The 13873-nt window shown below is 63.1% G+C and carries 11 protein-coding genes; 1 reads left to right on the top strand and 10 read right to left on the bottom strand.

The features are described 5' to 3' along the window. Positions 1 to 484 precede the first annotated feature (484 nt). The 5 genes from groL to HMPREF1023_RS05455 all read right to left on the bottom strand — a co-directional run bounded on the left by groL (position 485) and on the right by HMPREF1023_RS05455 (position 6453). Positions 485 to 2122: a chaperonin GroEL gene (gene groL, locus HMPREF1023_RS05435; RefSeq protein WP_009305183.1), complete on the bottom strand. Its 1638-nt coding sequence runs from the start codon at positions 2120 to 2122 to the stop codon at positions 485 to 487. A gap of 177 nt (positions 2123 to 2299) precedes the next feature. Next, positions 2300 to 2587: a co-chaperone GroES gene (groES, locus tag HMPREF1023_RS05440; RefSeq protein ID WP_009305184.1), complete on the bottom strand. Its 288-nt coding sequence runs from the start codon at positions 2585 to 2587 to the stop codon at positions 2300 to 2302. 266 nt (positions 2588 to 2853) lie between these two features. Beyond that, positions 2854 to 3540, bottom strand: coding sequence for a response regulator transcription factor (locus HMPREF1023_RS05445; RefSeq protein WP_009305185.1), 687 nt, complete (start codon positions 3538 to 3540; stop codon positions 2854 to 2856). Continuing rightward, positions 3541 to 4782 carry a sensor histidine kinase gene (locus HMPREF1023_RS05450; RefSeq protein WP_114516499.1) on the bottom strand — a complete coding sequence of 414 codons (1242 nt, stop codon included), beginning with the start codon at positions 4780 to 4782 and terminating at the stop codon, positions 3541 to 3543. Between the two features lie 87 nt (positions 4783 to 4869). Next, positions 4870 to 6453: a helix-turn-helix transcriptional regulator gene (locus tag HMPREF1023_RS05455; RefSeq protein ID WP_050784811.1), complete on the bottom strand. Its 1584-nt coding sequence runs from the start codon at positions 6451 to 6453 to the stop codon at positions 4870 to 4872. A 178-nt stretch (positions 6454 to 6631) separates the two neighbouring features. Between HMPREF1023_RS05455 and HMPREF1023_RS05460 the strand changes: the two genes are divergently transcribed. Beyond that, a complete protein-coding gene (locus HMPREF1023_RS05460; protein WP_009305188.1) occupies positions 6632 to 8128 on the top strand; it encodes an FAD-dependent oxidoreductase in 1497 nt (498 codons plus the stop codon). 63 nt (positions 8129 to 8191) lie between these two features. Here HMPREF1023_RS05460 and HMPREF1023_RS05465 read toward each other — a convergent pair whose 3' ends face one another. The 5 genes from HMPREF1023_RS05465 to hypA all read right to left on the bottom strand — a co-directional run bounded on the left by HMPREF1023_RS05465 (position 8192) and on the right by hypA (position 13788). Further along, positions 8192 to 9823: an FAD-dependent oxidoreductase gene (locus HMPREF1023_RS05465; protein WP_009305189.1), complete on the bottom strand. Its 1632-nt coding sequence runs from the start codon at positions 9821 to 9823 to the stop codon at positions 8192 to 8194. Between the two features lie 204 nt (positions 9824 to 10027). Then, on the bottom strand, positions 10028 to 11563 hold the full coding sequence (locus HMPREF1023_RS05470) for an FAD-dependent oxidoreductase (RefSeq protein WP_009305190.1): 1536 nt from the start codon (positions 11561 to 11563) through the stop codon (positions 10028 to 10030). Between the two features lie 159 nt (positions 11564 to 11722). Continuing rightward, complete coding sequence (nadE, locus tag HMPREF1023_RS05475; RefSeq protein ID WP_009305191.1) at positions 11723 to 12565, bottom strand: NAD(+) synthase; 843 nt, start codon at positions 12563 to 12565, stop codon at positions 11723 to 11725. Between the two features lie 198 nt (positions 12566 to 12763). Beyond that, complete coding sequence (hypB, locus tag HMPREF1023_RS05480; protein ID WP_009305192.1) at positions 12764 to 13414, bottom strand: hydrogenase nickel incorporation protein HypB; 651 nt, start codon at positions 13412 to 13414, stop codon at positions 12764 to 12766. Positions 13415 to 13416: 2 nt separating this feature from the next. Continuing rightward, positions 13417 to 13788, bottom strand: a complete 372-nt coding sequence (hypA, locus tag HMPREF1023_RS05485) for a hydrogenase maturation nickel metallochaperone HypA (RefSeq protein ID WP_009305193.1) — start codon at positions 13786 to 13788, stop codon at positions 13417 to 13419. Positions 13789 to 13873 lie beyond the last annotated feature (85 nt).

A 13873-nucleotide genomic window follows, 5' to 3' on the forward strand; every position in this document is an offset into this window, starting at 1 on the left:
GGCGCCCCTCCCGGGGCCCCGTCGCTTTCGGTTCCACCCGAAGCGCAAGGAGATATATTACGCGTCCGTTGCCCCGCCGTCAAGAACTTTTTTCGAGATTCTCGGACTTTTTTTCCCGGCGCCTTCCGGCGCCGGGGGGCCGCGGGGCCCCGCCGCCGCCCTCCCCCTCTCCCGCGGAGAAGGCAGCCCGAGCATGTTACCCGCTTCCGGCCCCGGGCGCAAGGGGGCATTTTCGAAAAGCTCGGAAAAGCTCGCTCAGAACGGCCCGGGGCGAGAGGGCGTGCGGCGCGAGGAGGGCGCATCCCCGTGCCGGCGGCACGCTCCAGAAGGCGTGCGGGCGCCGTCTGGCCGACGATGCCGCGACCGTCCTGTTTTGGGCCGGGACGATCGCCCTCATTCCCTCATATACAGCAAAGCGGGACGACCGATGGTCGCCCCGCCTTCCGAGTTATGGTTGACGCTACACGTTACCGCAAGCCGCAGCTTACATCATGCCGCCCATGCCACCGCCGGCACCGGCCATAGCCGCCAGAGCCGCCGGATCCGGATCCTTCGGGATCTCGTTGATGGTGGCCTCGGTGATGAGGATGAGAGCCGCGACGGAGGCCGCAGACTGCAGAGCCGTGCGGGTGACCTTCACCGGGTCGTTGACGCCCATCTCGATCATGTTGCCGTACTCGCCGTTGGCGCAGTTCAGGCCTTCGCCCGTAGCCATGCCCTTGACGCGCTCGACTACGACGCTGCCCTCGAAGCCGGCGTTCTGCGCGATAGCGCGCATCGGAGCTTCGAGCGCCTTGCGGATGATGGCGACGCCGACCTCTTCGTCCTTGTCGGCCGCTTCCACCTTGTCGAGCGCGGGCAGAGCGCCCACCAGAGCCACGCCGCCGCCGGCGACGATGCCCTCTTCGACCGCCGCGCGGGTCGCCTGCAGGGCGTCCTCGATGCGGGACTTCTTCTCCTTGAGCTCGGACTCGGTCGCAGCGCCCACCTTGAGCACCGCCACGCCGCCGGACAGCTTCGCCAGGCGCTCCTGGAGCTTCTCGCGGTCGAAGTCGGAGTCGACGCGCTCGAGCTCGGCCTTGATCTGACCGATGCGATCGTCGATGGCCTTTTTGTCGCCGGCGCCGTCCACGATGAGGGCGGAGTCCTTCGTGACCTTGACCGTCTTGGCATGGCCCAGCATGTCGATGCGGGCGTCGGCCATGGTCATGCCGAAGTCCTTGTCGATGACCTGCGCGCCCGTGACGGCGGCGATGTCCTCGAGGATGCGCTTGCGGCGATCGCCGAAGCCGGGAGCCTTGATGGCGACGCAGTTGAACGTGCCGCGCAGCTTGTTCAGCAGGATGGTGGCCAGCGCTTCGCCCTCGACGTCCTCGGCAACGATGAACAGCGGACGACCGGACTTCATGATCTCCTCCAGCAGGGGCACCATGTCCTGGATGTTGGTGACCTTCTGGTCGGTGAGGAGGATGTAGGGATCGCTGAGGACGGCCTCCATCTTCTCCATGTCGGTGGCCATGTACGGCGAGATGTAGCCGCGCTCGTACTGCATGCCCTCGACGATGTCCATGTCGATGCCGAACGTCTGGCTCTCCTCGACGGAGATGGCGCCGTCCTTGCCCACGGCATCCATGGCCTCGGCGATCTTCTCGCCGATCTCGGCGTCGCCGGCGGAAATGGTGCCGACGTTCGCGATCTGCTCCTTGGTGGAGACGGGGGTGGCGTCGGCCTTGATGGCCTCGACCACGGCGTCGGTGGCCTTCTGGATGCCGCGACGGATGCCCAGGGCATCGGCGCCGGCGGTCACGTTGCGCAGGCCCTCGGACACGATGACGTCAGCCAGCAGCGTGGCCGTCGTGGTGCCGTCGCCGGCGACGTCGTTCGTCTTCACGGCCACTTCGCGAACCAGCTGGGCGCCCATGTTCTCGATGGGGTCCTCGAGCTCGACTTCCTTGGCCACGGTTACGCCGTCGTTCGTGATCAGCGGAGCACCGTAGGATTTCTCCAGCGCCACGTAACGGCCCTTGGGCCCGAGCGTCACCTTGACGGCGTCGGCCAGCTTGTTGACGCCGGCAGCAAGCGCGCTGCGCGCGTCGGCTTCGAACTTAATCTCTTTAGCCATATTGCTCATATCCTTTCAACCTGACGGCTTTTCGTGGCGGCCTCCTAGCCGCTCAGAACCCGGGAGCTTTCGCACACGGCCAATAAGGCCGCTTAGCTCAAGCACCCGGAACCTTCGTGGCTATGAGCCTCACCACGAAAACCCTGCTATTACCAACGTTGAATCAACCGGCGCCTTTTATGCAAACACAGCGTAGAGGTCGTCACCGCGGAGGATCAGCACGTCCTCGCCTTCGACGTTGATCTCGGTGCCGCCGAACTTGCCGTACACGACCTTGTCGCCGACCTTCACGGGAACGGGAACGAGGTTGCCGTCCTTGTCGAGCTTGCCCTCGCCCACGGCCAGAACGGTACCGCTCTGGGGCTTTTCCTTCGCCTCCGTCGCGAGGAACAGACCCGAAGCGGTGGTCTCCTCAGCCTCGTCCTGCTTGACGATAACGCGATCACCCAGAGGTTTCAAATTCATAACGTTGCCTTCCTTTCGTCCGACGTATGCACGAACCCGTTTGTCGCATGTTCGCTATTTAACCACTCAGCAGTGGTGACTGCTAGCACTCATCGGTAACGAGTGCTAAACACTGCGTTATCATAGCATCATCAACACTGAATGCAAGGGCATTCAAAGAAATCTGAGCGCTCGTGACTGAGATTTTGCGCAATCGTCAAACGATCATCACAATTTACTCGAGTCGCCGTTTGGCATGCGGCATCAGTTCGCTTGCCACCGAACGGCTACCGGATGCCTGGCCTTACGAGGCCGCCTTCGTAGGCTCGGACAACGAGCTGGGCGCGGTCGTGGGCATCGAGTTTCGCCATGATACGGGCCAGGTGCGTTTTCACCGTGGCGGGCGAGATGAACAGCTCGGAACCTATTTCGTCATTCGTGAAACCTCGCGCAACCAGGGCGAGGATCTCGCGCTCGCGGTCGGTAAGAGTGCGTAGACCGGCCGCAACGGCTGCAGCACCGCCGAGCGAAGCCGGCCGTGCAGCGACGAACGTCTCTATAAGGCGGCGCGTGATAGAGGGCTCGATGAGTGCATCGCCCTGGGCGACGACGCGCACCGCGGAAGCGATCTCGTCGGGCTCGGCATCTTTGAGCAAAAAGCCGCTGGCCCCGGCGGCCAAAGCATCGTACACGTATTCGTCCAGATCGAACGTCGTGAGGATGAGCACATGCACGTTTTCAAGCGCGGCATCGTCGCGGATGGCGCGCGTGGCCTCGATGCCGTTCATACGCGGCATCCGAATGTCCATGAGCACCACGTCGGGATGCAGCCGCGACGCCAGTTCCACCGCTTCATGGCCATCGCGCGCCTCGCCTACCACGTCGATGCCGTCGTACGACATCAGTATGAGCTTGAAACCGCTGCGGACGAGATCTTGATCGTCCGCCACCAGCACCCGCACGCGCTCTTCCACTTACGCCTCCGCTCCCTTCATCGGCAAGCAGGCAACCACGCGGAAGCCGCCGCCGGCTCGATCGCCCGCCGAAAACGTGCCGCCCAACAGGTGCACGCGCTCGGCCATGCCGGCAATGCCGTGCCCCTCTCCGTCGACAGCCTGGGGCAGCGCGCCCGATGCGGCCGCGGACGCCGAGAGCCCGCACCCGACGCCATCGTCTTCCACCACCAAGCGCGCCCGTCCGTCCTCGACGGCCAGGCGGATGAGCGCCTTGCGCGCACCAGCATGACGCACGATGTTCGTAGCAGCCTCGCGGGCGATGCCGAACAACGCCATGTCCACGTGGGCCGGCACGTCCGCACGACAGTAGGCGGCCGCGTCGAGCGTGGTTTCGATTCCGGCGTTTCCGAGGTAGGCACGCAAATCGTCCAACCGCTCGGTGCCGGACGTCGGCGACGTTTCGGCCGCGTCATCGCCGCAGCGCAGCACGCCGATCATGCTGCGAATGTCAGCGAGCGCGCCTTTCGCAGTGGTGCGCACGGCGGAGATAGCCTCCTTCGCCGCGGCGGGATCGCGATCGATCATGCGCTCGGCAGCCGCCGCCTGAATGCTGACCGCCGACAGCGAATGCGCCGTGATGTCGTGGACTTCGCGCGCGATGCGCACGCGCTCCTCCTCCACACGCCGAGCCGCCTCTTCCTCGCGGGTGCGCTCGGCTTCGGCAGCGCGATCCTCGGTGGCCTTTACGTAGGCGCGATGCGTTCGATACGCATAGCCAGCCAAGCCGGCGGCCACCGCGAGCACAATATTCTGGAAACGCGTGAACAGCACCATGTTGGCCGTGGCGGCATGGGCATCGGTGAACAGAAGGCCGGCCACCGCTAGAAGTACCGCCGCGACCGTCTCGACACGACCGCGCTCGCTGGCGATGGTGTACAGGGCGACCACCGGGCCCACGATGGTGAGCGAGAACCCGTTGAACGCGTTCTGCAAACCCAGAAACGACACGAGGCAGAACAGGAACACGGGCCACGGGAACCTACGGCGCACGACGAGCGGCAACGTGGTGACCGCCAGCGCTACGAACACCTGCACGTTAGGCACCACGTTCACCATGCCGAGATACTGGCGCAGCGCCAGATCGGGAATCACGATGGACGAAGCGGCCAACATGAGCTGCACGCAGCCGAACAGGAACGCCGCTGCCGTTACCGCGACATCGAACCCCCAATCCTTGGGACCCATCGGTCGGTTGTTCATCAGAAAGGTATCCATGACCCCATACTACGCGACCCGCCCGAGGCGCGCCATACCCCAGCCGATGTATGTTCGCCCGATGGCGACCTTTCAACGCTCCAGAAGGTCAAGCAGTTCCTGGCGCGTGTGCACGTCGAGCTTGGAATAGATGTTGCGCACATGGCTGCGCACCGTGTTCTCGGTGACGAACAGCGCGTCGGCGATGTACGCCTTCGTCCTGCCACGTGCAAGGTAGACGAGGATCTCGGCCTCACGCTCGGTCAAGCCCCCTTCCCGGGCGACGCTTGCACAGCACGCGTCAAGCGTCGAGTCGATCTCGGGCACCGAAACCGAATCGGTTCCAACCGCGCTCTCGTTCGGCGCATCGGCAGAAGCCTCTTCGGCGCGTCGTCGCTTGCGGTCGCGCGAGAAGAACACGAGCGCCATGCACAGAGCATACAGCACCACGACGATGATCACGAGATAGCGCATCGTATGCTCGGCCTCGTCGCCCGGACCGCCGCCGGCGACCCCGGCCGCGTACCCCGACAACAGCGTCACGGCCAGGCATACGCGCGCGACGCCCATGGCCACGCCCATCAGCACGTAGGGCGATACCTTGCGCGTCTGTGCCGCCTCGGCGATAAGATAGGTGATGAGCAGCGCGACGAAGTAGTAGCTGCCGAGCAACAGCATGGAGAACACCAGGTTGTAGCGCTCGCTGAGAAACGGCAGGAACACCAGCATGGCCGCGAGCACGGGCATGACCACACGCGATACCGTGGACACCTTGGGGATGCGATGCGCAACGAACACGATGAAGCAGAACACGACGATTGCGCCCACAATGGCCGCAGCCGACACAGCTCCCGAGCCCTCGAAATCGATGGATCCCGCCAGCATGAAGCTGTTGAGCAACCCGATGACGGCTTCCAGCACGAAAAACGCCACCAGCGAGTCGCCCAACTCCAAAAACGCATCGCGATACGCGCCCCATCGAGCCCGCAAGGAAGTTTTCGAAGAAAGCGCTTCGGCAGGTTCGGCGGATACCGTTTCGGCGATCGGCCGTTCGTTATGCGTTTCCACCTCGCAGGAAGCGGCCCGCAACCGACGGCGCACGAACCACGCGCACAGACCCGAAACGAGCAGCAAAACGCAGCTCGAACGCATCTGGACGTCTCCGGGCAACGGAGATAGCACCGAGGAAACCACCACGTTCAGCAACATGCCGAGCGCAATCTGCACCACGATGGAGCTGGGCCGGCTCGCCGAGAGCACCTCGATCCAGAACAGCGACAGCATGACGCTGCCCGCACCGTACAGCAAGCCGGGAACCAGCAGCGCTAGATCAGGCGGCAGCGACAAGACCACGCCCAGCAACGCAGCGAGGTTCCCCGCCAACAACAATGCCGTCGGCAGCACGTATGGCATGGTGTTCGCCTTGAGACGCCCCGTCCAGGCAAGGGTGACAGCGACGGCCGAGCACACGATGATGGAACATGCCACCACTACGTTGAAGAACAGATCGGGCACGAACATGAAGGGCGCCTTCACGAACGCGTATGCGGAGAGGTAGACGTTCGAATTCACGCCGCGATACAATCCGAAACCCAAAATGACCACGGCTGAGTATACAGCGGGATGAGCCCACGCGCGCGACGGCTGCTTTTGTCTGTTCCCTCCCGTTTCCCTCATAGGGGCATCATACCGGAAACGTCGGAAGCGCACGAAGCAAACATGCAGGATTCCGGCCTTCCACAGCAATTTAGTCCGAAACGGACGGTGACGATTCCCCAGATCGAACGTAGGGTGAACCAGTCGTCGCTCAACCGCGACGCAAAGGAGCCATCATGCGACAACAGGGAGGAACAGTATGGAATCAGCAATGAATCGCCGCAATTTCCTGAAGGCAGCCATCGCCTCGGGTGCGGTTATCGCCGCAGGCGGCGCACTGGCAGGATGCTCGCCGAACGGCGGCTCGACCGGCGGATCCGGCGAGGCCGAACAGGTGGTTGGCACCGCCCCCGTCTCGTTCAGCGAAGAAACCGACGTTCTCATTCTGGGCACGGGCATCGCCGGCATGTCGGCAGCCATGGATCCGGTCGAAGCCGGCCATAAAGTGATGCTCGTGGACAAGCTCGACCGCGTGGGCGGAGAGAGCTTCATCGCTTGCGGCGTCATGAACGTCGTTGGATCAAAAATGCAAAAAGACGCCGGCATCGAGGGCGACCCCGAGCAAATGTGGGAGAAGTTCCTGCCCGTGCTCGAGAAAAAGGGCGAGACCGATGACATGGACTACAAGCACAACGTCTACGTCTACCAAACCGAATGGGCGAACCGCGTGGCCGCCGACTACGGTTCGGTATTCCAGCCCATCACCGACTACATGAACACGGGCGCGCCCACGTCCATGCTGTTGCCCGGCAACGGCATCGGCGACATGCAGGCGGTGCTGACGCCGCTGCAGAAGGGCTTGGAGCAGAAAGGCGCCACGTACAAGCTGAACCTGCGCGCCACGAACTTCATCGTGGACGGAGAGGGAGCGCCCATCGGCGTGCGCTTCAACGACGAGAAGAACAACAAGACCGTCGATATCCGCGCAAAGAAGATCATCGTGGCCACGGGCGGTTTCTCCTGCAACCAGGAGATGGTGTCCACGTACTTGCCCAGCCAGGCTCGCTTGGGGCCGCTGACCGTGAACTCCATGGGCGAAGGCCACCAGCTGTGCAAGGCCATCGGCGGCGTGTACACCCACATGGACATGGAAGCGAACCGCATGAGCGACCTCGCTCAGGTGACGGTGTGGGGCTACTTCTCGCCGCAGGTCCAAGTAACCCCGCAGGGCCGCCGCTTCATCAAGGAGGATCAGAGCCACGACTCGCCCGACAAGGCCGTCGAGTTGGGCTTGGGCTTCTGGTGGACCATCTTCGACGATCAAGCCATCAACAGCAGCCAGAAATGGAACGTCGAGATGAACATGAAGAGCAACGCCGACCGCCTCGTGGGCCCGTGCAACTCGCTCGATGAGCTGGCGGCAGCGATGGATGTTCCGGCCGACACGCTGAAGGCCACGTTCGAGACCTACGACGCCATGGTGGCCGCAGGCGAGGACACCGAGTTCGGCAAGAAGCTGTTCCTGCAGTCGCTTTCCGCACCGTATTACGCGATGAAGCACTTCCCGTACCGCTACAAGACGCACGGCGGCATGAAGATCACGACCGACAGCCAGTTGACGGACAAGGACGGCAATCCCATCCCCAACGTCTACTGCGCCGGTTCGACCGTGGCCGATAGCGGCAGCGATCTCTCTCCGAACGCGGGCAGCGGCCTCATCTCCGGCAAAGCCGTAGTCGAAGCGCTGAAGGCGTAAAGCATCCTGCCCCCTCCCTCAACGCCGGAAGGCTCCCGCTCCGGGAGCCTTCCGGCGCATTCTCTACCGATCTAGATATTCCAACACGGCATTCGCCGCCTCGCGGCCGCTGTTCACTTGATGGCCGAACGCGACGCCCGGCATGTTGACGGTGTACACGTTGCGGTACAGCATATTGCCGTCGTTGCCGATGGCATAGAGACCCTCGATAGGGTTGCGGCGCCCGTCCAGCACGCGATGCCGCCCGTCGGTGGTGATGCCGCCAACCGAGAAGAAGTAGTTGTACGACAGTTTTGCCAGGTAGAACGGAGGCGTCTCGATGGGCACCATGAGGCCGGCCGCCTTGCCGAAGTCGCTGTCAGCCCCCTCTCCGCACAGTTCATTGTAGCAATCGACCGCAGCCTTGAGCGCATCGGCGTCGAGGTTGAATCTTCCGGCGAGATCGGCCAAGGAATCGCTCTGGTAGATGCTGCCTCCGCCGTTAGCCTTGATCGCGTCGTAGAAGGCTTTCTTCGCATCGTCGTTTTTACCGAAAAACCGATCGAAGATGGCCTGGTCGAAAACCACGTAATTCCCCTTGTTGCCCTTACCCGGAAGGCACTGCAACGCGAGGTTGTCGTTCGCGAGGTCCTCGCGCGTGTAGCGCCGGCACGCCTCGTTCACCCACAGCACGGGGCCGCCCGAGGCGATGCCGAAATAGCCGTAGAGCGGGTTTTCAGCCGCATCGTGGAAGTCGATGGGAGGAAAAGCCTCGATAGCGTACAGGATGGACTGAGCCGAATCGGCCATGAAGCTGCATGCGCCGTTGTCCATGGCTATGCGATAGCCGTCTCCTGCAGCGTTCGGCGAGCCCACGATGCGCATGCCATCGGTGTTCCAACCCTGCTCGGCGACGATCTCCTCGTTGCCGCCGAAGCCGCCGGTTGCGAGCACCACCGCCTTCGCGCTGTACCGCACCACGCCCTCGCCTCCGTCTGCGTAGGCGCCGATCACCCTGCCGTTCTTCATGACGAGGCCGTTCACTGCGGTTTTGAGATGCAGCTGCACGCTCAGCTCTTCGAGCCGCGCCTTCATCGGCTCAACGTATCCCACAGCCGCCTTTCCGTCTTTGAACCAGTGGAACGTGGGGAATAGGCCGACGCGATAGTCGTCCACCTTGCCGGAGTACATGACGCCCTGCTCTATGCACCAGGTGATGTTGTCGGCCGACTTGCTCACAAAATCGAGCCATACATCGCCGTTTTGGCGATGCTGACCGCGCGAGAGCTCGGCTTCCATTATATCGGCGGGCTGCATGTCGATGCCTTGCTCCAGCTGCAACGTGGAATTGACGGCGAACATGCCCTCGACGAAGTTCGCATTGCCGCCCACCTGGTTGCTCTTGTCCACAAGAATGAGATTCGTTCCGTTAAGAGCCGCCTGCACGGCGCACGCCAAGCCGCTGCCGCCTGCACCCACGATAAGCAGATCGGCGTCGTAGGTCTTGTCCACCTTGCTTGGCGCCTTGCTGACGGGCACCGCGCCCCCGTTCGCGCCAGAACCGGTTCCGCCGGCGCCGCCGGGGCCGGCGTCTTGCGGCGGCGCGCAGGCGTTCAGGCCGCCCACCATCGCCGCAGCTCCGGTAACGCACGCGCCCGCCAGGAACGCGCGACGGGATATGCCCGCACCACGTTCATCCTCGCTTTCCCCGAACATAGAAGTCCTTCCATCCGCGTCTACGGCCTCTCAAGCAGCACGGATGCGCGCCGCATGCGGCTTTAGTAGGTATGGGGACATTCTGTCATGAGTCTATAGAGACGCGGTATCCGCCGCTTTGCACCTTGGCAACCCGTCGGCAACGCAAAGCGACACCCTGGGACATTAGTCAAAACGAGAAAGAGGGACAGGGTTAACGTCTCTTTAGTCAGAAGCTTGCTTCGCAGCATCTTCGTCGTCGAGTGCGGCGGCGACCGCTTTGCCCGCCAGCATGCCGAACGCGCCGTTCGACGCGAGGCCTCCGATGCTTGACGCAGCTGCCGCACCGCAACAGTAGACGTTGGGAATGACGGCGCCGACGACGCTGAGCACCTGACCGGACTGATTTGTTTTCACGCCGCCGTTGGATCTGTACCGCTGCGGCAGCTGTTTAAGCGCGTAGTAGGGACCTTCCAACTCCTCCAAGAACAACGTGCGCCCGAAATCGCCGTCCTTGCCGTCTTTCACGAAGCCGTTGTAGCGGTCGAACGTGGCGTTCAGCACGTCCGGCGAAACGCCCATGCCCTCGGCAAGCTCGTCCAGGTCGTCGAACGGCCCGATAAGACGCTTTGCGTTCTTGCTGGCCACTTCCGCAACGCTGCGCGATTGGCTGCTCTCGGTCAGCTGCTTTCCGAACACCGTCCACCAGTAGCCGCGCTCCTCCGAGAAGCAGGCGCCCGCCGCAGCGTTCGCATCGTCCTCGCGCGCGAAACGCTTCCCCAGCGCATCCACGATGACCGTGGGGCCGAACAAGCCCCAGGCGGTCGCCTGCGGCAAGCTGCCGGTAAGCGGCGCAGCCTTGTCCATGTTCACCAGCTGGCCGCCCAAAAGCGCGCACAGCTGCTGACCCTCGCCCATGGAGGCGACGGTGTAGCACCCCACGCGCTCATAATCGGGCGTATGCTCATGCACGAGCGGCTGGCTGCTGGCGAACCCGCCTGTCGCGACAACGATGCGCCGAGCCCGCACGTCGAGCACCGATGCGCCCGACCCTGCATAGAAACGCATCCCGCACGCCGCGCCGTCCTCATCCAAAATGAACGCGACCGCCCGATGGCCCGTAGAAAACGTAGCGCCTTTCGCCGTGAGGGCGTCTCGCAGCGGCATCATAATGCTCTGCATGTCACCGAGGCCGTTCTTGGGCAGCATGATAGCCGCATTCACCTTGCCGTCCACGAAGGTTTTCGGATCGGCGAACTGCGCCCCGTAATCGGATGCCAGGCGATTCGCCCACTCGGTGGCCGCGAAGAACAGGGTCTTTGCGAAATCAAGATCATCGTCGCCTGCAGCGCTCAACTCCTTTTTGCGCGCCCCCCATGCCTCGTCAACCGTCGCATTCACGCCCGCATCCTGCTGCGCAGTCGTGCCGGCGATGCGCATAACGCCGTTCGACTCGTAGCTTTCGCCACCCAACAGATCAAGTTTCTCGACCACCATAACGGAACGCTTCGCCTCGAGCGGGTCCATGGCGGCAGACAACCCCGCCACCCCGCTGCCCACGATCAACACATCCACGTCAGCATCGAAGGCGATGGGCGGCTGCCCCATTACGCTTGATTGACCAGCGGTTTCGTTGGCTTTGTTCGTCGCCGCCAGAGGATTGTCCGGCAGCTTTCCCGCCTCGCATGCGCCGAGGGTTCCGCCCACGGCCAGCACCGCAGCGGACAAGCCTGCAAGTTTGAAGAACGAACGACGCTCCACGACGGACGACCTCCTTTGCGACGGAAACGGAAACGAACGGCCTCAGAGTATAGTGACGCGAAAACGTTTTGTCGTGAGGCGCCGACATGCCGTCACGCAATCTGCGCAATGGAGACTGCGAAACGAGCCCAGCGTGCCAAGGGAGGTGCCAAGGGGACGCTACTCGTAGAACGTGGCGTCGGGGCACGGGGGCTCCAAAGCTCGCTTGAATGCGGTCGCGCGCACCGTTCGCAGCACACGCTCGACGTCGGCCGCATCGAACCCTTCGGACACCAGCGCTGCGGCATCCAAGCCGCGATCCACATGCGCTTTCAACAATCGATCGAGCGTCGGGTAATCGATGCCCATGCTCTTCTCGTCTTCCTGGTCGGGTGAGAGCTCGGCGCTGGGCGGCTTTACGAACACATGCTCGGGAATAGGCGGAACCTCGCCGGCGATCTCCGCTTGTCGATTACGCCAGCGGGCGACGGCGAACACGTCGGTTTTGTACAGGCCGCCGATAGGAGCGAACGCGCCGGCCGTGTCGCCGTACAGCGTGGAATACCCCATCATGGCCTCGCTCTTGTTGCCCGTGTTCACCAGCATCCAGCCGTATGCGTTCGACAGCGCCATGAGGCACACCATGCGGCAGCGCGCTTGCGTGTTCTCGGCCGCCAGACCCGAGAGCTTGCCGCCGCACGCCTCGGCAAGCGCGGCCTCGAACGCCCGATACGGTTCCGCGATGGAGACGGTGCGCGTCCGGATTCCGAGGTTGCGAGCCAGATCGAGCGCATCGTCCACCGAGTGGTCGGTGGAGTACGGGCCCGGCATAAGCACGCCGTGCACGCGATCCGCGCCCAGCGCGTCCGCGCACATCACGGCGACCAAACTCGAGTCCATGCCGCCCGACAACCCGATGACGACGTCGGAGAACCCAGCGTCGTCCATGAAGCCTTTGAGCGCGTTCACGCAGAGACGATACCGTTCGCTATTCTCCACGACTCCCTCTTCCTCCATCATCATCTCGCAGATCCACCAATGTCAGCGAGAAGCGCCAAGGTGCCCGAGATCGCCCCGTTTCGCCAGCTGCGCCGCGCGAAGCGCAAGTCCCTTTAGGGAAGCGTGCTTTCGCACGTGAGGGAAAGCGGAAAAGGGGCGAGATCGGGCGCATTGGCGCTTCGCAGCGTCGACTTCGTTCCGACGGCTGACAAGCCGTCGGAACTAAACGGCGCGAATGCGGTTCGCCAGCCACTCGGCCCAGGCGTCCACGCCGTCGCCTTTCGTGGCGGCGATGGGGAAGATGGGGGCCTGCGGGTTGAGCTGCGTAACCGCCGCCTCGAAGGCCTCGCGGTCGAAGTTGAACACGGGCATGGTGTCCACCTTGTTGAGCACCACGGCCTCGGCGACCTGGAACACGCCGGGGTACTTGAGCGGCTTGTCGTCGCCCTCAGGTACCGACAAGATCATCACCTTGGCGTTCTCGCCCAAATCGAAGTCGGTGGGGCACACGAGGTTGCCCACGTTTTCCACGATGATGAGGTCGAGGCGCTCGAGGTCCAGCACGTCCACCGCGCGCTTTATCATGGCGCTTTCCAGGTGGCACGCTCCACCCGTGTTGATTTGCACGGCGGCGATGCCCTGCGCCTTGATCTTCTCGGCATCCACGCTGCTGGCGATGTCGCCCTCGATAACGGCGATGTTGAACTCGTCGCGCAGCGCGTCGATGGTGGCCAGGATGGTGGACGTCTTGCCCGAACCGGGGCTGGCAAGCAGGTCGAGCACGAACACGTGGTTCTCGGCGAAACGCTCGCGCAGTTCGGAGGCGATCGCATCGTTCTTCTGGAGGATAGGCTGCTTCAGATCGATTTGCATGGTTAGTCCTCGTTCTCCTCGTCATCGTCGGGAATGTCCACTTCGATGCTGTCGATTTGCAGTTCGCGACCGGCGATGAGCTCGGTGGCGAAGCTGCCGCATTCCGGGCACAGCATATGGAAACGATCGTGCTCGTATTCGGCACCGCATTCCAAGCAGCGACTTTTCGGCTTCACCATGGTGATTTGAAGCTCGGCGTCTTCGCAAAGCGTGCCTTCCGACAGAGCCTCGAACGCGAACATGAGCGCGTCTTCGATGGCCTCGGTCATCTCTCCAACCGACAGGCTCACCTTCAGCACGCGCGTCGCACCGGCCTGTTGCGCCGATGTCGTCACCGCATCCATCACGCCCGTCATGATTCCCAATTCGTGCATGGCGCTCCTTCGTGCCCGTTCCGCCTCTATCGTTCATGCTTATAGTAGCCCAAGAGTTATTCGCGCGTAGGTATCGATGCGTCAA

The sequence above is a fragment of the Eggerthella sp. 1_3_56FAA genome (assembly GCF_000185625.1).
Lineage (GTDB): Bacteria > Actinomycetota > Coriobacteriia > Coriobacteriales > Eggerthellaceae > Eggerthella > Eggerthella lenta.